At 62.4% G+C, this 25,750-nt stretch carries 21 protein-coding genes and 1 tRNA gene; 9 read left to right on the top strand and 13 right to left on the bottom strand.

Annotation, left to right across the window (positions count from 1 at the left end):
* Window positions 1-44 precede the first annotated feature (44 nt).
* Both cgi121 and NATGR_RS07370 read right to left on the bottom strand, forming a co-directional pair.
* Entirely contained in the window at window positions 45-557 is a 513-nt protein-coding gene (gene cgi121 / locus NATGR_RS07375) for a KEOPS complex subunit Cgi121 (protein WP_005578811.1), read from the bottom strand.
* The gene (locus tag NATGR_RS07370; RefSeq protein ID WP_005578813.1) at window positions 557-2,911 is read right to left on the bottom strand and encodes an ATP-dependent DNA helicase; all 2,355 of its coding nucleotides are present in this window, start codon (window positions 2,909-2,911) and stop codon (window positions 557-559) included. The genes cgi121 and NATGR_RS07370 overlap by 1 nt, the downstream gene beginning before the upstream one ends.
* A gap of 361 nt (window positions 2,912-3,272) precedes the next feature.
* Here NATGR_RS07370 and NATGR_RS07365 point away from each other — a divergent pair, with 361 nt between their 5' ends.
* Window positions 3,273-3,650 (top strand): universal stress protein, encoded by a 378-nt coding sequence (locus NATGR_RS07365; RefSeq protein WP_005578815.1) that lies wholly within the window; start codon window positions 3,273-3,275, stop codon window positions 3,648-3,650.
* A gap of 209 nt (window positions 3,651-3,859) precedes the next feature.
* Here the strand turns inward: NATGR_RS07365 and NATGR_RS07360 are convergent, their stop codons facing one another.
* The 6 genes from NATGR_RS07360 to NATGR_RS07335 form a co-directional block, all read right to left on the bottom strand.
* A complete protein-coding gene (locus NATGR_RS07360) occupies window positions 3,860-5,188 on the bottom strand; it encodes an IS4 family transposase (protein ID WP_049887781.1) in 1,329 nt (442 codons plus the stop codon).
* Window positions 5,189-5,298: 110 nt separating this feature from the next.
* Window positions 5,299-5,517 carry a hypothetical protein gene (locus tag NATGR_RS20620; RefSeq protein ID WP_005578831.1) on the bottom strand — a complete coding sequence of 73 codons (219 nt, stop codon included), beginning with the start codon at window positions 5,515-5,517 and terminating at the stop codon, window positions 5,299-5,301.
* 35 nt (window positions 5,518-5,552) lie between these two features.
* Complete coding sequence (gene uvrB, locus NATGR_RS07350; protein WP_005578832.1) at window positions 5,553-7,610, bottom strand: excinuclease ABC subunit UvrB; 2,058 nt, start codon at window positions 7,608-7,610, stop codon at window positions 5,553-5,555.
* Between the two features lie 236 nt (window positions 7,611-7,846).
* Window positions 7,847-8,707 (bottom strand): DUF4397 domain-containing protein, encoded by an 861-nt coding sequence (locus NATGR_RS07345; RefSeq protein ID WP_005578834.1) that lies wholly within the window; start codon window positions 8,705-8,707, stop codon window positions 7,847-7,849.
* 856 nt (window positions 8,708-9,563) lie between these two features.
* Complete coding sequence (locus NATGR_RS07340) at window positions 9,564-10,292, bottom strand: YIP1 family protein (RefSeq protein WP_005578839.1); 729 nt, start codon at window positions 10,290-10,292, stop codon at window positions 9,564-9,566.
* 66 nt (window positions 10,293-10,358) lie between these two features.
* Window positions 10,359-10,589 carry a hypothetical protein gene (locus NATGR_RS07335; protein WP_005578841.1) on the bottom strand — a complete coding sequence of 77 codons (231 nt, stop codon included), beginning with the start codon at window positions 10,587-10,589 and terminating at the stop codon, window positions 10,359-10,361.
* Between the two features lie 136 nt (window positions 10,590-10,725).
* Between NATGR_RS07335 and NATGR_RS07330 the strand changes: the two genes are divergently transcribed.
* Window positions 10,726-12,759 carry a MutS-related protein gene (locus NATGR_RS07330; RefSeq protein ID WP_005578843.1) on the top strand — a complete coding sequence of 678 codons (2,034 nt, stop codon included), beginning with the start codon at window positions 10,726-10,728 and terminating at the stop codon, window positions 12,757-12,759.
* Window positions 12,760-12,833: 74 nt separating this feature from the next.
* Window positions 12,834-13,355, top strand: a complete 522-nt coding sequence (locus NATGR_RS07325) for a hypothetical protein (RefSeq protein ID WP_015233434.1) — start codon at window positions 12,834-12,836, stop codon at window positions 13,353-13,355.
* 47 nt (window positions 13,356-13,402) lie between these two features.
* Here the strand turns inward: NATGR_RS07325 and NATGR_RS07320 are convergent, their stop codons facing one another.
* Both NATGR_RS07320 and NATGR_RS07315 read right to left on the bottom strand, forming a co-directional pair.
* Window positions 13,403-13,714 carry an ArsR/SmtB family transcription factor gene (locus tag NATGR_RS07320; RefSeq protein WP_005578846.1) on the bottom strand — a complete coding sequence of 104 codons (312 nt, stop codon included), beginning with the start codon at window positions 13,712-13,714 and terminating at the stop codon, window positions 13,403-13,405.
* A gap of 150 nt (window positions 13,715-13,864) precedes the next feature.
* The gene (locus NATGR_RS07315; protein WP_005578848.1) at window positions 13,865-14,176 is read right to left on the bottom strand and encodes an ASCH domain-containing protein; all 312 of its coding nucleotides are present in this window, start codon (window positions 14,174-14,176) and stop codon (window positions 13,865-13,867) included.
* 103 nt (window positions 14,177-14,279) lie between these two features.
* Between NATGR_RS07315 and NATGR_RS07310 the strand changes: the two genes are divergently transcribed.
* The 5 genes from NATGR_RS07310 to NATGR_RS20725 all read left to right on the top strand — a co-directional run bounded on the left by NATGR_RS07310 (window position 14,280) and on the right by NATGR_RS20725 (window position 22,574).
* Window positions 14,280-15,704: an amidohydrolase family protein gene (locus NATGR_RS07310; protein WP_005578851.1), complete on the top strand. Its 1,425-nt coding sequence runs from the start codon at window positions 14,280-14,282 to the stop codon at window positions 15,702-15,704.
* Between the two features lie 294 nt (window positions 15,705-15,998).
* Complete coding sequence (locus NATGR_RS07305; protein ID WP_005578853.1) at window positions 15,999-17,129, top strand: ORC1-type DNA replication protein; 1,131 nt, start codon at window positions 15,999-16,001, stop codon at window positions 17,127-17,129.
* Window positions 17,130-17,726: 597 nt separating this feature from the next.
* The gene (locus NATGR_RS07300; RefSeq protein ID WP_005578855.1) at window positions 17,727-20,915 is read left to right on the top strand and encodes a S8 family serine peptidase; all 3,189 of its coding nucleotides are present in this window, start codon (window positions 17,727-17,729) and stop codon (window positions 20,913-20,915) included.
* A 203-nt stretch (window positions 20,916-21,118) separates the two neighbouring features.
* The gene (locus tag NATGR_RS07295) at window positions 21,119-21,742 is read left to right on the top strand and encodes a cohesin domain-containing protein (RefSeq protein ID WP_155897276.1); all 624 of its coding nucleotides are present in this window, start codon (window positions 21,119-21,121) and stop codon (window positions 21,740-21,742) included.
* 247 nt (window positions 21,743-21,989) lie between these two features.
* Window positions 21,990-22,574 carry a DUF7344 domain-containing protein gene (locus NATGR_RS20725; RefSeq protein WP_015233430.1) on the top strand — a complete coding sequence of 195 codons (585 nt, stop codon included), beginning with the start codon at window positions 21,990-21,992 and terminating at the stop codon, window positions 22,572-22,574.
* A 186-nt stretch (window positions 22,575-22,760) separates the two neighbouring features.
* Here the strand turns inward: NATGR_RS20725 and NATGR_RS07285 are convergent, their stop codons facing one another.
* Together NATGR_RS07285 and NATGR_RS20185 are read right to left on the bottom strand one after the other, a co-directional pair.
* Window positions 22,761-24,581: a helicase C-terminal domain-containing protein gene (locus NATGR_RS07285; RefSeq protein WP_005578860.1), complete on the bottom strand. Its 1,821-nt coding sequence runs from the start codon at window positions 24,579-24,581 to the stop codon at window positions 22,761-22,763.
* Between the two features lie 188 nt (window positions 24,582-24,769).
* Complete coding sequence (locus NATGR_RS20185; protein WP_231990824.1) at window positions 24,770-24,916, bottom strand: hypothetical protein; 147 nt, start codon at window positions 24,914-24,916, stop codon at window positions 24,770-24,772.
* Window positions 24,917-25,185: 269 nt separating this feature from the next.
* Between NATGR_RS20185 and NATGR_RS07270 the strand changes: the two genes are divergently transcribed.
* A tRNA-OTHER gene (locus tag NATGR_RS07270) sits at window positions 25,186-25,272 on the top strand.
* Window positions 25,273-25,478: 206 nt separating this feature from the next.
* Here the strand turns inward: NATGR_RS07270 and NATGR_RS07265 are convergent.
* Entirely contained in the window at window positions 25,479-25,724 is a 246-nt protein-coding gene (locus tag NATGR_RS07265; protein ID WP_005578866.1) for a DUF7561 family protein, read from the bottom strand.
* Window positions 25,725-25,750: the final 26 nt, after the last annotated feature.

Below are 25,750 nucleotides of genomic sequence, written 5' to 3'. Positions count from 1 at the left end.
GCGTGATGACCGCCCATCCCTCGATCTCCCCCGTCTCGATCGGGTTACTTCTCGACCTCGAGCAAGGCAACTCGTTCGCCGACCAGGTCGCCGAGTGTCGCGTCGGTCGCCTCTCGCTCGGCGTCGGTGATCTCGAAGAACGCACATAGCCGGTCCTCGTCTACGCCTTCGAGCGTGGGCGTTCGTTCCCTGGCGGCCTCGAGTTCTTTGACGGCCTCGAGGGCGTCCTGTTCGGCATCTCTGTCGCCGTTTTCGGCGTCGACGAGGACGACAGCGTCCTGTTTGCCGTCGTCGACGCCCATCTCGAGCGCTCGGTCGATCTGCCGGCGACCGGCAGCGTACAACAGGATTTCGACCGCTCGGTCGCGAGCGACGTTCTCGCCGCGCTCGATCGCGCGGTCGGCAAAGGCGACTGCACGCTCGAGATGACGCCGATCAGCGACGTAGCGGGCGTCGAACGCCTGGATCGTCGTCCCGTAGCGGTCGCCGAGTTCGCCGAGGTCGGTCACGAACGAATCGAGGTCGTCGACCGCGAGGGTACACTCGAGTAGCTCCATCAGAAATCACCCAGACTCGACTGGCTGCCGTCGGCGTCGGCGGCGTCGGTTCGTGCTGCCTCAGCCGTGTTTTCGTCTTCGTCGCTTTCGCCGGTCGAATCGACCGCCGCCTCCTCGCTTGCCGGCTCGACGCCGTCCATCGAGGGGTCCTCCCGGCCGGCGTTCTCGAGGATGCTCTCGGCTGTTTTCTTCCCCTTGAGGACACTCACGACGACGCCTTTGTCCGCAGTTCGGAGGTCGGCCGGCTCTTCGATACCGGCGTCGTAGAGCCGCCGGGCGCGCTTGCGACCGACGCCGCCGACGCTGACGAGTTCGAGCAACTCCTCGCCGACGCCGTGTTCGACGCGGGCACGAGCCTCCCGGACGGCGACGGTCCACTCGCTGTCGATCTCTCGAGCCAGCGACTCGGCGGCACCGAGCAGCCACTCTGCGGTGTCGACTTTCCCCCGCAAGTCGCCGGGACCGACCGCGTACCGGTCGGTGATCCGCTCTTCGTCGTCCTCTGTTGCCCAGTCCTCGAGCAGTTTGCCCGTCTTCAGCGCGGCCAGCCAGTCCTCGAACCGCTCTTCCTCGAACTCGCTGGGCGCATCGCCCAGCAATTCGGCCTCGCGTTCGTAGTAGAGTTCACCGAACGTCTCGTCCTCGCCGGAACGCAAGTAGAGTTCGTACATGTCCGGCGTCCGCGAGATCAACTGGTAGAGCCCCAGCGCTGTCGGGCGCTCGTCGGCGTCCTCGAGGCCGTAGACGATCTCTGCCGCGCTCATCGGATCGAGGTAGAGCCGCGAGACGGTGTGGCCGAGGTTGGTTGCTTCGAGCGTTTCGTCTTCGCCGCGTTGCTCCGCGAGGGCTGCTGCTGAAGTGAACGCGCCACCGTCGTCGCCGGTCGACCCGCCGGAGCGTTCGATGAAATCGTTGCGCTCGAGATACGCCAGCACGTCGTCCGTGACGGCCTCGAGTCGGCCCGACTCGCTCGATTGGCTCGCGTAGAGGGTCGCCTCGAGAAACTCGAGCAGTCCCTCTCGCGTGTGGGCGAACCCGGAGGCGATGGTGGCAAGCACGTGGGTTCGCAGGGCAGGCTCGGCCGCCAGTTTCGACTGGACTGGTTCGGGATCTCCCCAGACGTAGCGATCGAACAGTTCCTCGCTCTCGTCGTGGTTCTTCGCGACGAGGACGGCCTCGCCGTAGGGGTCGAGTCCCGGCCGGCCGGCACGCCCCATCATCTGGTGGATCTCGAGGACGTCCAGTGGTGTCATTCCGCCGGCCGTCGGGTCGAACCGTCGCCAGTCGCGGACGATGACTCGGCGAGCGGGCGTGTTGACGCCGGCCGCGAGCGTCGGCGTCGCCGAGATCACTTTCAGCAGTCGATCGCGGAACGCGTCTTCGACGAGCGAGCGCTGGGTGCTCGAGAGGCCGGCGTGGTGGAACGCGGCACCGCGTTCGACGCAGTTCGCGAGGTCTGTGCTGGTTTCGGTGTCGCTGTCGTCGCGGATCTGCTCGGCGATCTCGTCGAGAGCCGTCCGCTCGTCGGCGGTCAGTCCGGTCTTTGCGACGCCACCGAGTCGATCCGCCGCGGCCTCGGCGTTTCGCCGGGAGTTGACGAACACGAGCGACGAGCCACCCTCCTGGAGGATGTCCCGGACGAGCGCGGCTTCTTGTCTTTCGGAGCCTTCGACTGGGACTTCGCGGGTCGAGCCGTCGTCGAAGTTCAGGGCGTTGCCGTAGTGGACGCCCATCTTGAGGTCGATCGGTCGCCAGTCTCGATCGACGAGTTCGGCGTCTAACCACGCTGCAATCTCGTCTGCGTTGCCGACGGTCGCCGACAGCGCGACGGTCTGGAGATTCGGGTTGAGTTGTCGGAGTTTGGCCAGCGTTACCTCGAGTGTCGGCCCACGATTTCGGTCGTCGATGAGGTGGACCTCGTCGCTGACGACGCAGGTGAGATCGGAGAGCCAGTCTGCGCCGTTTCGGACGAGCGAGTCGACTTTCTCGCTGGTCGCGACGACGATGTCTTTCGTGGCGAGCCAGTCGCTGGTCGACTCGTAGTTGCCGGTCGTTACGCCGACCGTGATCCCGAACCCCTCGTAGGCTTCGAACTCGGCCTTTTTCTCGCTGGCCAGGGCCCGCAGGGGGACGATGTAGAGCGCCTTCCCGCCGCGCTCGATCGCCGACAGCATCGAGAGGGCAGCGATCATCGTCTTCCCGCTTGCGGTCGGGACCGCAGCGACGAGGTTCTCACCCGCCGTCGCACCGGACTCGACGGCGGCTGTCTGTGGCGGGTAAAGCTCCTCGATGCCCTCCTGTCGGAAGTGCTCGATTGCCCCAGGCGGGAGCCCCGACAGCTCCTCGACGTTCATTACCCGGGTTTGGCGCGTCCCGTGGTTTAAACTGTCGTCTCCCGGTCGCTCGACCGACCGGTCGGAAACGACAGCTAGTAGCGTCCCAACCGTCGACTGACGGGTCGAATCGAGCGACACCGCCAGATTCGACCCATCAGTTCATACGGATTACTGTAACGATTTACCGGCGCAACCGCCGCCCGGGTCGCGGTTGTGCCGAAAATGACTTACAGTAAACCGTATCAGGCTTGGCCCGTCACTAGACGGTAGCAACGAACGGCCGATCGATTCGCGCTTGAGACAGCGTGGTCGTTGCGTCTGGTTCAACTGGCGCTTGCGTGGCAATAGACCGATAGGCGTCGCGACCGAATCCAGTCACGTGATCGATCCGGACCACGTCCTCGTGCCGACGCTCGGCCGGCCTAACGAAGACAAAGCGCTCGCCTACGCCCTCGAGACGTTCCCAGACGCTGCCGTCACGCTGCTTACCGTCGTGACACCGCTGGACGCTCCCCTCAGCGAAGGCGGTGTTCTCGAGCGCGACGAGAAACGGACGAGGCGGGCGCGACGCCACTCGAACGACCTGCTCGAGTCGATCGACACCCCTGCCCGGGAGCGGGTCCACCTCGAGACCGTCGAGGGACGGCCCGGCACCGTCGTCCCGAAATACGCAAGCGCCGAGAACGTCGACCACGTCGTCATGTACGGCCACGGAGTGGAGACGAGCAGCTTTATGCGCCGATTCCATCCGTTCTAGCTTAGTGGCCTCCTGAGACGAAGATCACGCCGAAATTGGATCGAGTCTGATCATAATCATACTGAGATCGCTGCTGCTCCGGTTGACCAGCTACTGTTCGACCAAGTCTCCCGTCGAAGGCGGCGCACTCGCGGTCGTGAGTGCGCCGCCGGTCCAGAGCCGTCGCTGATCAGGCCGAGCGATCCAGGCCGTCTCGTCAGGCGAGTTCTCTACCAGAACTCGCCTGACTCTACCTGTTCACGTAACCTCGGACGATGTGGATTTGGATCTCGTGACGACCACAGCAACAACGAATCAAGATCCGGTAGTTCGTACCCCAGATCAAGCATCAGGTACAACTGGATCAGGTGCGCGTGCCGTTCGACGGCGTGTGAACAGCGTCGTCGAGGGAGCCGCGTCGACGACGCCGCGGCGTCGTCGGCGCGGTCTCGCTGGGTTGCGTCCAGTTTTTGGAGTTCGTCGACGATAACCCGGCTCATCAACAGCGAGAGTGCTGCCATGATGATCAGCGCCTCGATGATGTAAGCGTCGGTCGTGTTGATCTCGTCCAAATCGAACCGTGATTTAAGTTCTTTGAACAGCAGTTCGATCTCCCAGCGCGCCCGATAGAGCTGTGCGATATCGGGCGCGCGGTAGTCCTCTCTGTCCAGGTTCGTCAGGTACAGATGGTACTCGTCGCTGTCGTCGTTGCGAACGCCGACCAATCGGAAGGTTCGGGTCGTGCTGGCGCCCGACCCTCGTTTGCGGTCGAACGAGAGCGTGATCTGTACGTCGATTTCCTGTCGCTGCAGGTCGTCGAGGACGGCCTGCAGCGACTTGCCTTCTAGCGGAATGCTGTTGCCGCGCCACGTACGGAGTTCCTCGACAATCTCGAAGTCTGCATTTTCCTTGACGCGAGAGACGAACCAGCCGCCATTGGCGTCAATGCGGTCGAACAGCCAGAAATCGTAGTAGCCGAGATCGAACAGGATGAGGGCGCCAGCTACCCACTCGCCGGTGGGTAGCTGGCTCCGTTCGTGAGTGCTCGCGTCGGTTGTTTGGAATCGCGTCGGAAGCCCCGTCGAGAGCGATTCGGTGAGATGGAGTTTCGCCCCGGCTCGGTCGTCATCGAGTGCGTAGACATCTTTGGCGTCTTGATAAAGCGAGATGATCGTCGCATCAACGATGAGGACGTCTCGAAATCGTTCGAGACGTCCGGTCAGCTCGGTTTGGCCCGTGTCGAGATTCTCGATGGCGTCATCGAGAATCTCTCGAAGGAGTGCAACGAATCCCGGTTTGAACCAGCCGTGAAACGTTGCATACGAGAGTTCGTCACAGTCAGCCATCTCGACGTAGCGTTCGAGAAACGCCTGAATGGATCGATCAGATCCGGCAGCGAAGCCGAGGGAAAGCGTGTAAAATAGGGCGACGACGTCGAGTTTCCGCTCTCGCTGGATGAGATTCGTTGCGCGAGCACGCTCGCGCAACTCATCGGATGGAAACGCTCTTTGAATTCGGTTCACAACTACTGAGTCCGGTGGGTTGTACACACTCTCCACCGGATTCTCACATTCCTAGTTACTGACGATTCTAGCTTGCGGTCTCTGGATACCGTGATCTGCTAAACTAGAACGGATGGCGCCGATTCCTTGGTCGGGGGGTCGCGGCGTCAGTCGTCGAACGGACGTCGGAACCGGTGACCGTCCTCGAGTGAGACGGATTGCTGGACCGTCTGACGGGTGCGCTCTCTCTCTCTCACGGCGGAACCGAGGCGATACTCTGGCGTCCCGAACCGGAGAGTATCGGGACTCCGAGAGCCAACCTGCTCGAGACACACCTCGAGTCGTCTCGTGTCCCCGTCAGCAAGACTCGAACCGTCTTCGGTCACGGTGCGGGGTGACCATCGACTTTCCGAACCTGCCGTTAGAACTCTTCGGTCGGCGGTGCGATCCCGTCGTCTGCCTCGCTCTCGAGGTCGAACTCCTCACGCACTTCCCGAATCCGATCCCGAATGTCGGCCGCGAGTTCGAACTCGAGGTTGCTCGCGGCCTCTTCCATCCGGTCTTCGAGTTCGGCGACGTAGCGGGCGGCTTCGTCTTCGTCGTCGATCGAACGTCCGGAGACCTGCGTTGTTTCGGTCTTGCTGCCGGGGAGATTCGTCTCGCCGACCTCCTTCTCGATCGTGGTCGGTTCGAAGCCGTGTTCCTCGTTGTACTCCTGCTGGATTTTCCGGCGTCGCTGGGTCTCCTCGATAGCCGACTCCATCGCGTTCGAGGGGTCGTCGGCGTAGAGGATCACCTCGCCGTTGACGTTTCGCGCTGCTCGGCCCATCGTCTGGACGAGGGTCGTCTCGCTGCGGAGAAAGCCTTCCTGGTCGGCGTCGAGAATCGCCACCAGCGAGACCTCGGGGATGTCCAGACCCTCCCGCAGAAGGTTGATCCCCACCAGAACGTCGATCTCTCCCAATCGGAGCGACCGGATGATCTCGTGGCGCTCGAGCGTGTCGGTCTCGTCGTGCATGTACTCGACGTCGACGCCGGCCTCCTCGAGATACTCCGTGAGGTCTTCGGCCATTCGTTTCGTGAGCGTCGTCACCAGCGTGCGTTCGTCGCGTTCGATGCGCTCGTCGATGCGGTCCATCAGGTCGTCGATCTGGCCGCTGGCCGGCGAGACCTCGATTTCGGGGTCGACGAGGTGTGTCGGTCGAACAATCTGTTCGACGATCTGATCGCTGTGCTCGTGCTCGTAGTCGCCCGGCGTCGCGGAGACGTACAGCGTCTGGTCGGTTTTTTTCTCGAACTCGTCGAAAGTCAGCGGGCGGTTGTCGTACGCCGTCGGCAGCCGGAACCCGTTCTCGACCAGCGAGTCTTTGCGTGACTTGTCGCCCTCGTACTGGCCGCGGATCTGGGGGATCGTCTGGTGAGACTCGTCGACGACGGTGAGGAAGTCGTCGGGGAAGTAATCGAGCAGGGTGTACGGAGCTGCTCCGGACTCACGATCCGAGAGGTAGACGGAGTAGTTCTCGATCCCCGAACAGTAGCCCGTCTCCTGCATCATCTCGAGGTCGAACGTCGTCCGCTCCTCGATGCGCTGGGCGGCGATCATGTCGCCCTGGCGCTCGAAATAGGAGATGCGCTCGTCCAGATCGTCGCGAATCTCCTCCATCGCCCGCTCGAGTTTCGTCTCCGGAATCGAGTAGTGCTCCGCCGGGTGAATGAGGACGGCCTGCTGGTCGCCCTGGGTGGTCCCCTCGAGCGGATCGACTTTCACCATGCGGTCGATCTCGTCGCCCCACAGTTCGACACGCACCGCATAGCGGCCGTACATCGGATAAATCTCGATCGTGTCGCCTCGCACGCGAAACGTGCCCTGCGTGAAGTCGACGTCGTTGCGCTCGTAGTTGAGGTCTACCAACCGCGCTAGCAGTTCGTCACGGCCGACCTGCTGGCCGACCTCGAGGCGCAGGGACATGTCGACGTAGTTGCGTGGGTCACCGAGCCCGTAGATGGCTGACACCGAGGCGACGACGATGACGTCTTCCCGGGTGAGAAGCGAACGGGTCGCCGAGTGGCGAAGGCGGTCGATCTCGTCGTTGATCGAGGCGTCCTTGTCGATGTAGGTGTCGGTCTGTTCGACGTAGGCCTCGGGCTGGTAGTAGTCGTAGTAGGAGACGAAGTACTCGACGGCGTTCTCGGGGAAGAGGTTCCGGAACTCCTCGTACAACTGGGCGGCGAGTGTCTTGTTGTGAGCGATCACCAGCGTCGGCTGCTGGATCTCCTCGACCGTCCACGAGACGGTGTTGGTCTTGCCCGAGCCGGTCACGCCTAGCAGGGTTTGCTTGTCTATCCCCTGCCGGAAGCCCTCGGCCAGCTGTTCGATCGCCTCGGGCTGGTCGCCCGCCGGCTCGAACGGCGCATCGACCTCGAACGGACGGTCGATGTCGGGACGGTCCGGCTGTAGCGGCCCTCGAGAGTCACTCATTATCGGGTTCAGGGACTCGAGGCACTTGACGCGCTCGCATCGACGACCGCACCTATCAGCGATCGACCGCATCGTCTCTTGCCGACTGGCGTCTCCCTGGAAAAAGGAATCTTCGAGTAGCGTTCACCCGGGAGCGGGTCGACAGCTATCGTGAGTAGTGACGGCCCTACCCCGAGCCGTTGGGTCGAGCCGATCCCCGTGATCAGGTCGACCCAGCAGTCGTCGGGTGGGCGGTACTAACACTGCTTCTCGGTCGTCGCCTTCTCTTTGTCGTCGACAGCCGCCTTCTCGTCCGGCTCGGGGTCTTTTTTCGGTTCGTCGGCTGGCTCTTTCTCGTCGACGGACGGCTCCCCGTCGACCGCCAATTCGACGGTGAAGTCCCGATCGGTGACGTCCGTGGGTGACTCGAGGTAGCCGATCGCGTAGCCGGTGTAGACCGTTCCGGCCGCGAGGTCGACATCGAACGACGCCACGATCGTGTCGGGATCACCCGCGGGCCGGATCGAGAGGGTGTACGAGCCGGCGGGAACCGCGAGATACCCGGAGACGTCGCCGAAGGAGACGTTCTCGACTAGCGGCGCGTCGTCGGCCCAGACATCGACGGCTGGCGCATCAGGCGAGAAGTGTGCGACCCGGACGAACGCCGCGTCCTCGCCGTCTTCTGGGAGCGGGTCCGCGTCGACGAGAATCTCCGGTCGGAACGTCTCGGCCTCGAGTTCGCCGATCGCCGCGATCGTGTAGAACGCCGCCTCGGCTGCGACCTCGTCCTCGAAGACGACGGTGTCGGGGTCTCCAGCAGCCGTGATCGCGACCGTGTACGTCCCGGGCTCGAGCTCGAGGTACGGCGAAATATCGCTGTACGCGACGTCTCGGAGTACTGGTGCGCCGTCGACGAAGATGTCAACGTTCGGTGCATCGGGCGAGAAGTGGGCGACGCGAACGAACGCCGCGTCGACCGGCCGGTCGTCTTTGACTGGCTCTTCTGGCTTTTCTTTCGGATGGTCGTCGTGTTCCTTGGCGAATGCGGTTCCGCTGGCGACCGTGAAGCCGCCTGCGAAACCGATCGTCTTGAGCGCCGTTCGTCGTGATACTGGCATGATACGTGAGGGTAGGAGGGCCGTGTTCTGAAAAACCCAGTAGTCAGTATCCGTGGTTTTTCCGGCGTTTACGGCGACCTCGCGTCGACAATACCAGAATGAAATTCTGTATCGATCCCCTGATACAAGGGACGGAGTCCGGAGATCGGACCGATCGAACGCCCGCCGGCCGTCAGCGACTGGTAAAGACAGCGTACACTGCTGTAAGGTGGCGTTTCTCTGGCCCCGGTGAGATCCGCAGGCAAGACGTGGCTTGTGCTCGGCCAACGATTAATACGGTCTGTGGCACCGATGTGCCGGCGCGACCGCGAGCTCCTGCGGTCGCACCGGAACTGACTGGCAGCAAACTGGATGACTCTCTCGTCCGTGGAGCAGCCTGTCGGTGGGATGGTCGTCGATCACCAGTCCCGCGGTGAGGGATGGGGCCAGTGTTCGTCGAGCCGTCGACCGCTGCGTTTCGCGGGGAACTGTCGTCCGGCGGCGACAGTCACGTTGCCATCGAATAGGGCTTTTCGGTGCTGCCGTGACTGTCTCGACATGCCGATCCGAGCCAACGGCGGGCAATCGTCGTGAACTCGGAAAGCAGTTGTCCCTCGAGTTGACCGGCGAGGCACTCGAGTTCTTCCGGGAGATGGCTCAGCGACGGGTAAATGCCTACGAGACGATGCGGTCGTACAACCTGGAGGCGCGGCTCGAAGTACCCGATCGCGTAGCCGGTGTAGATCGTTCCGACCGAAGCGGTCGACGGCCCCCCGGTCGGCCTGATGCTGGTGGGCTCGCAGTTCGACGACGCGACGGTGCTGGACGCGGCGTTCGCGCTCGAGTCGGCCGTGTCGAGTTGAGATCAGGCCGCGATCTACAACGAGGCAACGAGCAGTATCGCCAGCGGAACGCCGGCCGCGACCGCCGCCGCGGTTCGCGACAGGTCGGCGTCGGCTTCGAGACCGCCGGTGAGCAGGAACCACTGCCAGAGAGTAACGAGCAGCGTCGCGATTGCGAGAACCGGTCCAAACGGCGCGAGCGCCGACTCGAGAATCGCGGGCGCGCTCTCGAGGGTGGTGATCGTCAGGTCGGACAGTACGTACTGGATGACAGCCAGCCCGGCGAGGACCCTGACGAGTTCCGGCAGTGCTGCCCAGCCGGCGAGTGCGTACGCTCCAGAGAGTGATGGGGCTCCGTTCGCCAGTCGGACCGCGCCAAAGAGGACGACGCCGCCGAGCACCCACATGAGAAACGGCGCGAGGAGCGCGTATCCGACGTATTCGGTCACTTCGTCCTGAATGAGTTCGCCGGCGTCGCGTTCGATCGTCTCGGGTTCGTCACAGCCGCGGTCGCCCCCAATTGCCGCTCCGGCTCCGTTACAGAACGGTTCTGGCGGTCGGTCGGGGTTGTCGACCGTTACGGTCCCTGCGACAGCACCGGCGAGCATCGATCCGATCAGAAAGACGGCCGCGACGCAGACGATAGCCAGGACGACCACGATTCCGATCGCTATCGGAAGCGTCTCGGCGGGGCGGTGCTCCTCGAAGAACTGCGAGGGACGGACCAGCAAGTCGGGGAGGAACTGGCGGGCGGCATCGAGCATACTCGACCGTCAGACTCGTGAAGTAAATATTTTGCTGACACGAGGGGTGGTGGTCGAACCGAATCGCTACGCGGGCTGTGGCCCCGAGGTCGACGACCGCCCGCCGCGAAGCAGTATGACGACGCCCTGTGCGACGAGGCCGACGACCGCCCACTTCCAGGCGAGGACGGCGACGCCGAGCAACAGGAGGCCACGAGTCCGGTTGTTCCGTTCGAACGCTCGTTTGGCTTCCTTGAGCACCGAAAAGACCGTCAGCGACCGGGTTGTGCTCGAGCCGCGGAGTCGTTTGAGTGCCATATCTGACCTTGCTGTACCGACGGGATACCGGCGTGGCCGGAGCACGCACGTGCTCGAGAGTGGTATTCGGTACCACGACGCTGGCTGTAGGGCGGGAACTTTTTCTCGCTTCGGTTTGATACGACCCTCGAGAGCTATGGACCTCGAGTCGATCCCGGGCGTCGGCGAGAAGACCGCCAGGGCACTGTCGGAACTCGACGACCCCGAGCGCGCGCTCCGGGAGGGAGACGTCGCGACGATCGCGACTGCCCCCGGTATCAACCAGGGTCGAGCCGTCCGCATCGCCCGCGGAGCGATCCGGGCGAAACACGACGATCCTGGCGGCTTCCTCGCGACCGATCGCGCGCGAGAAATCTACCGGGAGGTCCTCGGCCTGCTCAAAGAGCGGACGGTTACCGACTACGCCGCCCAGCGCGTCGAGACGTTCTATCCGAGCCCGCGCCGACCACGGATCGAGGAGGTCCGAGAGTTTACCAGCGACGCCGTCGATCGCGACGCCAGTGCCGAGGTTCTCACGGCACTGGCAGACGTCGAACCACTGGCCCAGCCCGGCGACGTCCGCGTCCGCGAGCGCTGCCTGGCAACGGCCGACGCCGAACGCTACAGCGAGGCTCGCGAGGCGATCCCGGAACTTTCCGTCGAAATCGTCGAGGACGCACAGGGACTCGCTGAACTTGCCCGGGGCTACTCGACGGTGATCGCGATCGACGAGTCGTTCTCGGGCGTCACGATCGAGGGCGACGTCCAGGTCAGACCCGACGCCCTCGAGACTCCCGCCGAGATCGTCCCCGAGCGCCCGCTTGCCTTCTTTGCACGTAATCGGGATCGCATCCAGGCGGCGATCGAGGTTCACCGTGTCGCCGGCCTCGAGGCCGACGCCGACACCGACGCCGACCTCGATGCGCTCGAGGCGGGGCTCGCACAACTCGGCGAGGACGGCACTGTCGCCGGTGACGCGGAACTCGACCGGCTGACGACTGCACTCGATGACCTCGAGGCGGCCGCGAGTACGGCAGAGAGCATCGCCAACGACCGTCTCCGGGAAGCGATCGGCGAGGAAGACGTTACCATCGAGGGCGCTGACCTGCTCTCGCTGGTCGAACGGGGTGCAGGCATCGACTCGCTGCTCTCGCGGGAACTCGCCGACGAGTACGCTGTCGCCGTCGAGGACGCCCGCGACCACCTGGCCGACGCGCTCGATCTCGACACGGGTGAGGCCGAGATCGCTCGCCGTGCGTTCGGCGACGAGCCGACGTTCCCGGTCGAACGGGACGAGAACGTCGTGAATCGACTGCGAGAGGAACTCACCGCGGCGAAAGAACGACGCGCCGGTCGACTCAAACGCGAACTCGCCGCCGACCTCGCCGACCAGCGCGAGACCGCACGCACGCTCGTCCGGGAGGCACTCGAACTCGACGTCGAACTCGCCGTCGCCCGCTTTGCCGAGGACTTCGCGTGTACGATGCCCAAGTTCGACTGGGAGGCCGACACCGGATTTGCGATCGACGGCGGCCAGTCGCCGGTGCTTGAGGAACCACTCGAGGAGATCGATCCTGTCGACTACGAGGTCTCCGGCGTCACCCTCCTGTCGGGGGTCAACAGCGGTGGGAAGACCTCGCTGCTGGATCTGATCGCAAGCGCCGTCGTACTGGCCCACATGGGACTACCCGTGCCGGCCGACGACGCCCGCCTGCGGCGGTTCGACGACCTCCACTACCACGCCAAGACACAGGGAACGCTGGACGCCGGTGCGTTCGAGTCGACCGTCCGGGAGTTTGCGGATCTCGCCCAGAGCGGCGAGGGATCGCTCGTCCTCGTCGACGAACTCGAGAGCATCACCGAACCCGGTGCCAGCGCGAAGATCATCGCCGGCATCTTGGAGGCACTCTCCGAGAACGACGCGACCGCAGTGTTCGTTTCCCACCTCGCGGGCGAGATCCGGGAGATGGCCGCCTTCGACGTGACCGTCGACGGGATCGAGGCCGTCGGACTGATCGACGGCGAACTCGAGGTGAACCGATCGCCGGTCAAAGACCACCTCGCGCGGTCGACGCCGGAACTGATCGTCGAGAAGTTGGCGACGGACGCGGACGAAGCGGCGACCAACGGCGGCGAAGAGACGGCCGCTTCGCCCGCATTCTACGATCGACTGCTCGAGAAGTTCGAGTGAGCCGGTGGCTCGGATTTTCCAGCCGAGAAACCGCGGCGTGGGTGCTATAGGTGTTCTCGTCTAATCTCGGTTCGATGACGAACGCTTTCGATTTCACCGGAGCTGTTGGCGATCAATCACGTAACCGTCGAGGGTTCCTGGTGCTCGGTGCGAGTGCCGGGACGGTGGCTCTCGCCGGTTGTGCGTCGGTCGCCAACTTCCTCGCGGACATGATTCTCGACGACGTGAACGTGTTCAACGGTACTGAACGGGAACTCTCCGGCTCGATCGAGGTCACCGATCCCGACGAGACGGTCGTCCTCGAGGAGCGATTCGAGGTCGTTCCCGACGATGACGACGACGATGACGACGTAAACGAGGACTCGGGCGAAGTGTATGGAGACGTGTTCACTGACGACGGTGAGTACGTCGTCTCGATCGAACTCGACGACGGCAGCGAGATTGACGGCGAACGGACGGCCGACGAGACCGTCGAGATTACCGACGTCGAGGAGGACCACGTCGCAGTTTTGCTCGGTGCGGACGGAGCACCTGATCCGATATCGGTCGTCGTGATCCAGGAGTTCACCGACATCGGGGAGTACGTCGAGGAGTAGTCGCCCGCACGGGATGTGACCGACCGCCTCAACCGAAAAACCGCCAGTTACTGTCTGCCGCCCGTTCGAACGACTTCTACTTCTGGCCCGTCCCCGGTGATCGACACCGTCACTTCGCTGAGGGCGTTTCGATAGACCTTGCAGTGGTGGCCGTCGCGACTGATGTCGGTCGTCGCGCTCACGAGACTGTTCTCCTCGAGGTCGTTGAGTCGCCGGTAGACCGTCACTTTCGATCCGCTGCACCGATCGGTCAACTCCTCTGCCGTGGCTGGGTCCTCGGAAAGTGCCTGCAGAATTTCGCGAGCGTAGTCGTCGCTGAGGAGGCCGAGAATCGTCCCGTTGTCGGTAGAGTCATCCACTCGCGGAGACGTGTATCGTGACATACTCTCACATTCTCGCCACCGTAGTGTCAACACTTTGGTTATAATAACGTAACTGTAGATACTATCGAGACTATCAATACTATCTGATCGGTCGGTTGGCCAGTTTCGCTCGCGTCGCTCGTTTCCCTACTCGAGCGGTTCGAACCGGTGGAGAAACGCGGTGTGCTCGTCGTCCCACTCGGTGTCGTGGGTTCGTTCGATTCGCCGTTTGTACGCCGCGAGATCCGGCGACCCCTCGGCACGAGCGTCCTCGTCGGTGAGGTCACCCAGGCGGCGCTCGATCACCGTTACGACCTCGAACGTCGTCTCGTCGATTTCGAAGGTGTCGCCTTCGGATGCGTGTGGATCGCCACGGTGAATCTGTGTGATTTCGCCCTCGAGAGCACTCTTCCGGAGCCGTTCGGCGGGAAGCAGGTCGTCGGCGTCGATCGTCCCCATACTCGAGTGGAACGGCCGGACGTTAGTAACTCTACTGGTGGGGTTAACAACGCCGCCAGCGCGCTCGAGGTGACTTTACGTCTCTCTATCCCGACCAGTCGGTATGGATCTCGCGATCACCGACACGCTCGCGCTTACGATGGCCGACGACCGACTCGGTATCCTCGAGGACGCGACGATCGCCGCCGACGACGGCGAAATCGCGTTCGTCGGCCCGACGAGCGAGTTCGAGGGCGACGCCGACCGGACGATCGACGGCACCGGTCGGGTGACGCTGCCCGGGCTGGTGAACGTCCACACCCACACCGACCTGACGCTGCTCCGGGGTGGCGCACAGGACGTCCCCGAGATCGAGTGGATGAATCGCACGCTCGGCCCGCTCTCGGCGGCGATGGACCACGAGGACCGCGTCGCCGGCGCACGGCTGGGCGTCCTCGAGGCGCTCCAATCGGGCGTGACGACGGTCGGCGAGTACACGCAGGATGCACGCCGGATCGTCGGTACGGCCCACGAACCCCTGGGTGCCCGCGTCGTCGCCGCGGAGACGATCAACGCCGTCGACGACGCGGCGGCCGACCTCGGACCCGACCAGCCGTATCCGCTGGACGACAAACGGGGACGAGCAGGACTCGAGCGCAACGAGGACCTGTTCGACGCCTACGCCGACCACGACCGCATCTCCTGTCTCTACGGGCCACAGGCGCTGGACATGGTGCCGCCGGCACTGCTCGCGGAGATTCGCGACCGCGCCGCGGACCGCGACCGCGGAATCCACATGCACGTCGCACAGGGCGAACGCGAGCAGCGCCAGATCGAAGCCCGCTACGGGAGCGACGAGACGACCGTGAGCGTCCTCGAGGACCTCGATATCGTCTCCGATCGACTGCTTGCGGCTCACCTCCACGGGGCGACCCAGGAGGAACGCCGTCGACTGGCGGAGGCAGGAGTCCGGATGGCCGCGAACCCGAGCTCGATCGCCGCTATCGACGGAATCACGCCACCGACCGTCGAATATCGCGAGCACGGCGGCGTCGCCGGTGTCGGGACCGACCAGGCACCGGGACCGGGCGGACACGACTTCCTGCGGGAACTCCGGACGACGGCGCTGCTCGCGAAGACGAAACGCACCGATCCGACCGCCTTCCCCGCGTGGGCCGCGCTTCGCGTCGGCACGATCGAGGGCGCTCGCACGCTCGGGATCGGCGACCGCGTCGGTTCGCTCGAGCAGGGCAAACGCGCTGATCTCGTAGTCTGTGACCTCGAACATCCCTCGGTCGCACCGATCGTCTCCCAACCGCTACACACCGCGGTCCCGAACCTCGTCTACGGTGCGTCGGGAGAACTCGTCGAGACGGTCGTCGTCGACGGCGAAGTCGTCCTCGAGGACGCGACGTTGCAGACAGCCGACGAGCACGAGATCCTCGAGACCGCCACCGAGCGAGCGACGGCCGTCTTCGAGCGGGCGAGCGACAACTGGCAGAGTGCCGATTCGGTGCTCGTCGACCGCGTCGCAAACGGCTGGCTCTGATCGCTGGCGATGTCTTCGAGCACGAGTGCCCGTCGTCTGCAAGGCGTACGCCTTCTACCCGCGCAGAGTCCGTTACAGTATGGCATACCTGTTCGAACGTTTGCGGGCCAACTGTGAGTTTCTCGTTCGCTCGAGTAGCGCCAAGGAGCTAAACCGACTCGCTCGAGCACACGCCCGCATGGTCAACAGGGGAGAATAGAGACGGCGAATCTCGAACACGGGGTGAGACAGATCGAGCCCGCGTAACCTGTCGTCTGCGAACTACTAAGTGGTTCCGCAAGCGTGGTGAAAGTAATGGCAGACGACCCCGACGAGGGGATGTTGTCGTGGGACGAATCCGTCTTTAGAGACGAGCACGTCTTCGAAATCGACTACGTTCCCGAGACGTTCAAACACCGCGAGGGGCAGATGGAGACGCTCACGTACGCGCTGCGCCCGGCGGTTCGAGGGTCGCGACCGCTGAACGTGGTGGTCCGTGGCCCACCTGGAACGGGGAAGACGACAGCCATCCAGAAACTGTTCGACGAGGTCGGCGCACAGACGAGCGACGTCTGGACGATTCAGGTCAACTGCCAAGTCAACTCGACCCGGTACTCCGTATTTTCCCGGCTGTTCGAAGGCACGTTCGACTACGAACCGCCGTCTTCGGGCATCTCGTTCAAGAAGCTGTTCCGCCAGATCGCGGAGAAACTCGTCGAAGAGGATCGAACTCTCGTCGTCGCGCTGGACGACGTCAACTACTTGTTCTACGAAAACGAGGCAAGCGACGCCCTGTACTCGCTGTTGCGTGCCCACGAGGAACACCCCGGCGCGAAAATCGGCGTCATCGTCGTCTCCTCCGATCCTGCCTTGGACGTCATCGACGAACTCGACTCTCGCGTCCAGAGTGTGTTCCGACCCGAAGACGTCTACTTCCCAGTCTACGACGCTCCCGAAATCGTCGACATCCTCGACGAACGCATCAGACGCGGCTTCAACGACGGTGTCATCGCCCGTGACACCCTCGAGTACGTCGCAGAACTGACCGGCGAGAGCGGTGACCTACGGGTCGGGATCGACCTCCTGCGACGAGCAGGACTAAACGCCGAGATGCGCGCTAGCCGCACCGTCGAACGCGAGGACGTCGAAGACGCCTACGAGACTTCGAAGTACGTCAACCTCTCGCGGCATCTCTCGGGATTGACCGACAACGAACGAGCGCTGCTCGAGGTGATCGCCCACAACGACGGCGACCAGGCTGGCGACGTCTACGACGCGTTCCACGAGCGAACCGATCTCGGCTACACTCGCTACTCCGAAATCGTCAACAAACTCGACCAACTCGGACTGATCGACGCCGAATACACCGACGTCGACGGTCGTGGCCGCTCGCGGTCGCTGTCGCTGTCTTACGACAGAGATGCAGTGTTAGAGCGACTCGAGTGAGCGCCAAGCGGCTGTCGTCGACTAGCCGATCGGCATCTGTGGCCGGCGGGACACGGGTACCGAAACCGGTTCGGTCTACTTCACTACGAGTTGCGTGTGAGACGGATCACTGGAACCATGTATCGGTGATCGCCAGATCCGAGGCCGACTCTCTTGATTCAGCGAGAGAATCCCGCCTTCCCGTGAGTGACGAGTGTTCCGACGCTCAGTCGGTACCGAGGAGCGAACAAGGCGGGAGTGAATCGCGTAAGCGCTGTTAGATTCCTGGCGGTCGGTGATCGTGGAGATCGCGACGAATCTAATACGATATTTGGCCCGCCGGATGCGATCAATTTCTCCCTTTGACGTCACCGTGGCACACGTTACACCGACTGTCGTTGGGCTGTGTAGCGAAAGAAGTGCAGTCGATGCGAGTCGTGACGAGGCTGCCTTCACATACTGCATTGCCTCCTCGTTCTACTGGACACGGGTAGGGTTTGACTCACTGTCTCTTTCCTTTCCTAGCCAAGTTATACTTTCTTACTTTTCAATTGGAGTGTACTTATGATAAATTGTCTGGTCGTACCGTCTGCCCTATTACGGGTGTGCAAAACCAGCATGAGAGAACTCACGTCGAAAACATTTGCCATCGTCTTTGCCGTCGTCATGGCGGTATCGATGGTCGGTATGGGGGCGGCTGTCCCCGGTTCAACGACTGCAGATGTACAGACTGTCAATGACGTCGAGATCGATTCCTCTCTCGTCGCCGACGCCGAGGAGGAAGACGTCGTACGCGCGGTCGTACGATTCGATGAGATCGACGACGATCGATTAGACGTAGCTGCCGATCGTGATGCAGCCGTCGATTCGCTTCAGCAGCATGCTGAGGCGACTCAGGACGACTTCCTGTCCTTTGCAGAGAGCGAAGACGCGGTGCAGGTCCAACAGACCTTCTGGCTCGCTAACGCCGTCTCGGTCGACGTCCGCACAGACGAAGTAAGTCTCGACCGACTGGCCGCACACGACAACGTCGTATGGATCCACGAGAGCTACGAGTACGAACTCGAGCAGCCACAAGCGAGCGGTGAAGCGCCCGACGAAGACGATGTCACGTACGGGCTCGACATGCATAACGTGACGGACGTCCACGAGATGGGCATCACCGGTGCTGGCGCGACGGTCGCGAGCCTGGACACGGGGATCGACGCCGACCACCCCGACTGGGAAGACCGCGTGCCTGACGAGAAGTTCCAGGAGTGGGACGAGAACGGCGAGCCGATAGACACCGAGCCAACAGACACGAGCGGTCACGGGACGCACGTAGCCGGCACCATCGCCGGTCCAGCCGATCCCGCTGGTGACGTCCCACAGTACGGGGTTGCCCCCGACGCAGACATCTATCACGGGAACGTGATCCCCGGCGGTAGCGGTTCCTTCGAACAGATTGCTGCCGGAATGGAGTGGGCAGTCGACGAGGTTGAAGCCGACGTGATGGGGCTGAGCCTCGGTGGTGGGCTCGGTCAGGAAGCGCTGATCGAGCCGACCGAGAACGCCCACGACGCTGGCACGATCGTGTCGGCGTCGAACGGAAACAACACGCCGAGTACGCCGGGTTACTACTACTCCTCGTTCGGTAGTCAGGCAGTCGACGAAGCCGCCGAGCCCGCGTCGTTCGCAGTCTACGACGAGATTGACCCCGAAGAGACCTGGGGCGATGAAGCGCCCGAGTGGTGGCCAGACGAGTACGTGTCACCCGACGCGTCCGCGGCAGGAGTTGGCGTCTTGAGCTCCTACCTCGACGGCGGATACGACGACCTGTCTGGAACGTCGATGTCGCAACCCCACAAAGCGGGAACGTTCGCGCTGATGGCGTCTGCAATGGGTGACACCGACAACGAACAGTTCCAGGAGATCATCGAAGACACGGCCTGGGAGCCGAGCGACGACCAGATCTACGGTGCCGGTATCATCGATAGCCACGCCGCCGTCCAGCAAGTCGCACACGACCAGGAGATCGAAGGGACGGTGTACGATGCGACAGATAACGGCCTCGAGGGTGCCGAAGTCGAAGTCGAAGAGACCGGCTTCGCTGCCACGACCGAGGCGGACGGCTCGTACACGCTGATCCACGAAGACGGAACCTGGGACGTGACCGCTGACGCCTTCGGCCACGCTGCCCAGACCGAGACCGTCGACCTCGAAGAGAACGAAACCGCCGAACAGGACTTCGAACTTGACGCCGAACTCGACCTCGAACTGCTCGAGGACCAGCCAGAGACGATCGAAGCTGGCGATGACGTCTCCGTCACTGTCTATCCCGCACACGCGGAGTACGTGACCGTCGAGGAGGTTGCCGACTACGAGGGCAACGTGACGCTGTCCGTCGACGGTGAGGAAGTTGCATTCGGCGAAGCTGTCGAACTCGACCTCGACGGTTGGTCCGACGAAGTCGAGATCACGGTCGACACCGAAGACGACGTTGCCGGCGAAATCGAACTCGAACACACCTTCGAAGGCGCTGGTGACGAACTCGTCGCGACGACCGGTCCGACGGAAGCGTTCGACGAGTTCTTCCAGGTTGCTGTTATCGACGATATGGCAACCTACGGAGACGATTGGGCAGACAAACTCGAGGACTACTATCCTGCTGTGTACGAGGTCGACTCGGTCGACTCTAGTGACGCGCTGGACGATGTCGACGCGTACGATTCGTACTTCGTCCACTCCCTCGACGACGGCAACGCCGAGGAGTGGTTCGATGTGACTGACGACGTTTCGACCGTTTACACGTCTCAGAACATCGGTCCTGACTCGTTAGACACTCGATCTGATGTGATCGACGACCCGGCTGACGTCGTCCGGAGCACGGACCTTGCGACCTGGCACGTCGAGGAAGCACACCCGATCTTCGAAGACGTTGCAGAGCCAGGCGACGAGATAACGGTACACACCGACACGTTCGGTGACGGCGCTTCGTTCAGCGGCACGGATGCTGACGTCGTCGCCGAACAGGCAGACGGTGACGACGGTGTTGCCGTCGATTACGATCGTAACGACGTGCTCTTGACGTCGGTTGGATTCGGCTGGATTTCCCCTGGCGATCACACCGACGACGGTGTCGACGTCCTGACTAACTCGATCGAGTACTTCATGGATGCCGAAGAGCCCGAAGCGGTAGCTAGCATGTCGATCGAGGACGCGAACGTCTCGGAGGACTACCCGGAAGATTGGACGACGGTCTACTCGGACTCCGACGATGACATCGCTGGCTTCCAGTCGTTCATCGACTTCGATCCTGAGAACGTCTCCATCGAGAGCGTCATCGAACAGGACATCAACGTAGAGTACCAGATCGACAACGACGACGGCTGGCTGTACGTGGCCGGTGCCGAAGCCGAAGGGTACGACGACCCTGACCTGGCAAAGATCGAGTTCAACGCGTCAGGTCTCGAGGAGGGAGAGACGACCGAACTCCACCTCGAGGACGACAGCGTCGTGACCGACGAGATGGGTGAGAAACTGAAGACTGACCTAGACTGGGGCGAAATCAAGTCGCTCGACCGCGAGCTCGGTGACGTGCTCGGCGACGGCGAGATCCACGCTGGTGACGCTGTCGTAGTCCAGGCGTACCTGGCTGGCCAGGACATCCCGGTCGACCCCGAAGCGGTCGAAACCTACGGTGACGTGACCCAGGACGGCGACGTGACATCTGCCGACGTGACCGCTATCCTGCAACACATCACCGAACCTGATCATCCCGGTTTCGAACCTGAAGAACAAGAGGTGGCTCCTGCTCTGGCAGGATAACTGGCACTAGCCATCCACACGAGTAGGTTCTCCCTGCTCCACGCCACTTCTGGCGATTCAGCATCTGTCCATCGATTGTTGCCGACTCGTCTGCCTGTTAGATTACGTATATTTGCGAAAATTTTAACAGCACTGCTATTGGTACATTGTGCATGAAACACATAACAACGGCGTCTACGGTCGCCGGTGTCCTACTGGCTCTGGTGGTCGTTACTGGCTTCTTTGCCGCACCTGTAACTGCGGCCGGATTGCCTTCGACCCAAACCTCCCAGGTTGCCACGGTGGAAGACGAATTCGGCGTAGTGCTCGAAGCCGAAACCGAAAGTCCGGAAGAAGCCGCAGTAGTCACACTCGGCGCACGTGGTGATGATCTCGCCGGATACGAGGCGAACGTCTCTTTCGATCCGTCCGTTCTCCAGTTTGACAATGCTACCGGCGCGGATTTTCCTGATCCAGTCACGAACTTTGACAACGACGACGGCTGGGTGTACCTGACGAGTTCTCACCAGGATGGACACGAACATCCGACAGTAGCAGTCCTAGAGTTCGACGTCGTCGGCACTGGGGGTGACGAGACTGACATCCAGTTTATAGAGGCGGATACACTGGTTAATACGGCAGACCTCGATGTGTACGAAGCCAGCAGCGAAGAAATCACGACCGAGTCAGCCTCGCTCGAAGTGGTCGGTACTGAAACGGCTATCAGTGAAAGCGTCCTCGATCTGTCGCCGCTTACGATTGTGGGCGCTGCCTTCGGTGCAGGTGTGTTGCTGATGGCTGTGATCGTCGGTGCTGTTCTGTACGGAAAACGACTTGGACAGCAGTGAACTGTTACGGGTCGCCACCCCACTACTTCTCGAGTGACCAGCGACCGATTCTATCGCTTTCTGCTGGTCAGACTGTGTGTCGGACAGAAGTCAATACGAAGTCGGTCGCGGATTTGCGGCCGTCTCCACCGGTGACGGCCCCAGCAGAGCGACCGATCGTCACGTCGTTCTGTCCGGCAGTATCACTTACGCCGAGTCTGAATTGTCCGGAGGTACTATATATGAGGTAATTGTCCCACTGTTTGTGATGGGCTCTCACAATAAGACAGTCGATGAGCAATCTGCTTCGAGCGACCGTGAGTGGCTTATCGAACTCATTTCTAACGAACGAAGGCGGATCACAATTCGGGCTTTAAAGGGACATGACTGTCGAACTCCACTAAATGCGGTCGTGAACGAGATCGTCACGAGTGAAGATGGTTACGGTGACGGCCGACACAACAGCGTCCGTGTTTCACTCAAACAGAATCACATTCCGAAACTGGTGGACCACGACATTATCCAGTACGACGAAGAGTCGGACACGATCGCTACGGCCTCGAACTATAGCTTGGCTGTCGACATTCTCGACTATATCTCGTATCGGTCGGCATACTCCGAGCCAAACGACCGAACTGAGGTACCGATCACTTTCGAATCCGGTGCCAGTCGATCAGAGACAGACTCACGTGCATTCACGTTCTCGGAAGCTGCCAGTGATCCTGAGACCGATCAAAAACAGCGGTTTTCGTCCTCTCCGTTTTCCCTCACGTTGATCGTGTTGTTGTGGGCGGTTCTGCTAACGCTTCTACTTACGCTCGTCCTCTCGGTGGCAGTGTTCAACGTCACGTGACCATGGCATGTCCGTCCCGTGACTACACCATGGGGCTGTTCTCGCGGTCGCTCGAGCGAGATCGGTCGTGACATTCATGATAGCGGCGCGAGTATCGGAGCGTATGAATAGAAGTCAGATCATGGCACTGCTCTTTGCGGTCCTCATGGCGACCTCGATGATCGCCTGGGGTGCCCTCGCTGCGTTTTAGCCGTCCGTCTCCCAGACGTCGGCGACAGGGCTCGACTGCGAGCGCGACCGCGAGGCTCGAGACGACGAGCGACGTGACTGGCGAGAACGGTCCGCGTTCGTTTTCGCTCCGGTCGAACTCCCGGTGTCGGTTCGTGACGGGCTACTCGAGTCCGTTTCGCCGACTGCAGCCCGTGGCTCGAACGCTGGCAGCTCCGGTCGTGACATCCGGTCGACTTGCTCTTTGAACCAGCCGGGCATGTCGGACTTCGCTCGCTCGAACAGGTCGAGCAGGCTCGAGTCGGCCAGATACGTCGCACCGTGGTCGTCGGGGGCGCGAACGACCCGGCCACAGGCCTGGATGACCGTTTGCAGTGCGGTTCGGTAGTACCACGCCCACTGTCCTTCCTCGAGTCGGTGTGCCACTCTCGAATCGCCGGTGTTGAGGAAGGGAGCCTTGCAAAGGACCTGGAATCGACAGAGGTCGCCTTTCAAATCCAGTGCTTCCTCCATCTTCACCGAGAGGAAGACGTCAGGGTCGTCGGTGGCTTTCCATGCTTCTAGGTCGGCATCACGACTGTCTCGGTCGTGGGTCCGGACCCGGTCGCCGACGCCGAAGTCGGCGAGTCGGTCGGCGAGTCGCTCCTGGATGTCGTAGGAGTGGGCGTGAACCAGTCCTTTCTCGTCGGGATGGTTTTGCATGATCCGGACGATAGTACGGGCGATCTTCGGCGTCGTTTCCGATCGGTGTTCGTAGGTCATCTTCCCCTGGGTGATGTCGTACAGCGGCCGGTTTTCGACGGGGAAGGTGTGGCCGACGTCGACCAGTGCGACGTTGTCGGGGGGGAGGCCGACCTGGCGACAGAAGGCGTCTTTGTTGAGGATGGTCGCCGATAGCAGGGCGAACTTGTTACCTCGGTCCCAGACGGTGTGCTGGAGGTACTTCTCGGGATTCATCGGCTTGACGGTCAGCGGCCCGCCCTCTTTTTTCTCGTCGTCGCTCGAGGGCTCGGACTGGTCGACGAGCCACGTCGTCGGGCTCTGTGGGTCCCGATAGTCGGAGACGAACCAGTCGAGTTCGCCGATTAGTTCCTGGAGTCGGTCCCGTTCACGGACCTCGCCGGGCGTCAGCGACTCCTGTGTCAGCAGTTCGTCTTTGCGCCGGGTGCAGGTCTGCTGGAGGTTCTCTGCGTAGCGGACGGCACGCTCGAGGTCGTCGATGTCGGGCAGTCGGAGGTCGTCCCAGAACGGGACGGTTCGGGGGCCGATTTGGATGGTCGCGTACATCTCGGCCCACTCGGCGAGGCCGTGGGCTTCGTCGACGACGACGACGTCGCGTTTGCGAAAGACCTCGCTGCCGGCGGTCTGCATGAAGTAGGCGAGCGTCATCGCCGCAATCTCGCGGTTCGAGGCGATCGCTCGGTCGGAGAAGTACGGACAGCGGTGTTTCACCGAGCAGTCGTACCCTCGTTCGCGGACGCAGGGTGCCTGGTTGACCGGCGTGTTTCGTTCGTCCGGCAGGATGCAGGTGTAGTTCGACTTCCCGCGGATCACGTTGAGATCGGCGAGCAGGTCGTCGGCCGCGACGTCGTCGAGTTGCGAAACCTGTGGGGTCGTGTAGTAGGCACCCGTTGCCTCGCTGGGGTCGGCCTCGCCGGCGGGCCGGGCACAGCCAGCGACGGCGCGTGCAAGCAGAGACTTGCCGCTGCCGGTCGGCGCACGCACGAGGACGATGTCGTTGTCGGCCGCGAACGCGTCACGAATGTCTTGGAGGGCGGATTCCTGGTTCCCGCGGTAGCTGGGCGCGGGAAACTCCTCGAAGCTCCGGTCGGGGTTCACCGTTCGACTCACGGACCGGACCGATCCTAAAGGCTACGGACCGTCGCTCGTGCTGTAAATTCACGGCAACTATATCGACTCGAGTGGCGTCGATCGACGCCCTACGAACCGTTCAGTTCGCCGTACAGGTTGACGAAGGTGAGAATCAGGATCACCCAGCCGACGAACGTGACGAGTACACCGCTGCCCTAGTACGCGGTGTACCGGAACCACGAGTGTCCAGTCGCGGACAGGAACTCCTGGAGGCCGTACGCGACGAGGAGCGTCCCGAGCGTCGCACCGGCCGCGTACTTCCCGACGAGGACGGCGACGGTCGTACCTGTTATGCACCGCAATCGGTCGGGTCGCGATAATCGCGACTTCGGTGTCCTCGAGCGCCGAACGAACGTCGTCGACCTCGCGGTCCTCCCACCACTCGTCGTCCTCGTAGAGGGCAGTCAGTTCCGGTGCCTCCACGGGAGAGAGCTCTCGAGTCGTCGTCATCCGTCGGGACCTCGCACCGGGAGCCACAACCGGCACCGATCGGAAAACGGTTCGTAGGTGGGAGCTACCCGCGGGTAGCTGCCCGATTACAAATACGAAATCCGCCTTCGAATCGACGTGCGGAAGGGTCGCTCAGCGGTAGAGCACCGCGGTGCCTTCTGGCCCGCGGCGGCGTCAGCCTCGTGGCGTTCAAATCCCACCCCTTCCGCTTGCGGTGCAGTGCGGTGCAGTGACGCAATCGTGTCCCCGGTGTCAGACGGAATGCTGTAACAGTTTGTCGACGCAACCGACGTCAGGTCGCGGTTGCGTCGGAACCGCCTTACAGTAGTCCGTATCAGGCCGGCTCCAGCGGTCGTCTCCACGCTCGCCCCCTACCGCCATTTTCGGACGAAAAACGACGACTAGCGGTCCGTATCAGTACTCGGTGAGCCGCGACGTCTCCGCGTCGACTTCCTCGAGTCGCTCGACGTCCTCGGCGGTCGGGTTGTCCGGCAACACCTCCATACAGGGATAACAGAGCAGATGGTCCGTGCCGTCCTCGAACTCCAGCGTCATCGCCGTCCCCTCGCTGCCGTCGTCCTGGCCGAACGTCCAGATGTTGGCGATGCCGCCGGCGACGGTTACGGTTCGGCCACAGCCGTCACAGGAGTCCTTTGCCATACCCGGAGGTGGTCGCCGAACGGTGA

It is taken from the genome of Natronobacterium gregoryi SP2, from assembly GCF_000230715.2.
Taxonomy (GTDB): Archaea; Halobacteriota; Halobacteria; order Halobacteriales; family Natrialbaceae; genus Natronobacterium; species Natronobacterium gregoryi.
This window is presented reverse-complemented; position numbering and strand designations above follow the sequence as displayed.

Excerpts from the sequence above, each read along its gene's own strand:
- uvrB (WP_005578832.1), bottom strand. The coding sequence starts at position 7,610 with ATGAGTGACTCTCGAGGGCCGCTACAGCCGGACCGTCCCGACATCGAC.
- NATGR_RS07315 (WP_005578848.1), bottom strand. The coding sequence starts at position 14,176 with ATGGGGACGATCGACGCCGACGACCTGCTTCCCGCCGAACGGCTCCGG.
- NATGR_RS07265 (WP_005578866.1), bottom strand. The coding sequence starts at position 25,724 with ATGGCAAAGGACTCCTGTGACGGCTGTGGCCGAACCGTAACCGTCGCC.
- NATGR_RS20725 (WP_015233430.1), top strand. The coding sequence starts at position 21,990 with ATGGGCTCTCACAATAAGACAGTCGATGAGCAATCTGCTTCGAGCGAC.
- NATGR_RS07340 (WP_005578839.1), bottom strand. The coding sequence starts at position 10,292 with ATGCTCGATGCCGCCCGCCAGTTCCTCCCCGACTTGCTGGTCCGTCCC.
- NATGR_RS07330 (WP_005578843.1), top strand. The coding sequence starts at position 10,726 with ATGGACCTCGAGTCGATCCCGGGCGTCGGCGAGAAGACCGCCAGGGCA.
- NATGR_RS07325 (WP_015233434.1), top strand. The coding sequence starts at position 12,834 with ATGACGAACGCTTTCGATTTCACCGGAGCTGTTGGCGATCAATCACGT.
- NATGR_RS07370 (WP_005578813.1), bottom strand. The coding sequence starts at position 2,911 with ATGAACGTCGAGGAGCTGTCGGGGCTCCCGCCTGGGGCAATCGAGCAC.
- NATGR_RS07335 (WP_005578841.1), bottom strand. The coding sequence starts at position 10,589 with ATGGCACTCAAACGACTCCGCGGCTCGAGCACAACCCGGTCGCTGACG.
- NATGR_RS07305 (WP_005578853.1), top strand. The coding sequence starts at position 15,999 with ATGGCAGACGACCCCGACGAGGGGATGTTGTCGTGGGACGAATCCGTC.
- cgi121 (WP_005578811.1), bottom strand. The coding sequence starts at position 557 with ATGGAGCTACTCGAGTGTACCCTCGCGGTCGACGACCTCGATTCGTTC.
- NATGR_RS07300 (WP_005578855.1), top strand. The coding sequence starts at position 17,727 with ATGAGAGAACTCACGTCGAAAACATTTGCCATCGTCTTTGCCGTCGTC.
- NATGR_RS07310 (WP_005578851.1), top strand. The coding sequence starts at position 14,280 with ATGGATCTCGCGATCACCGACACGCTCGCGCTTACGATGGCCGACGAC.
- NATGR_RS07345 (WP_005578834.1), bottom strand. The coding sequence starts at position 8,707 with ATGCCAGTATCACGACGAACGGCGCTCAAGACGATCGGTTTCGCAGGC.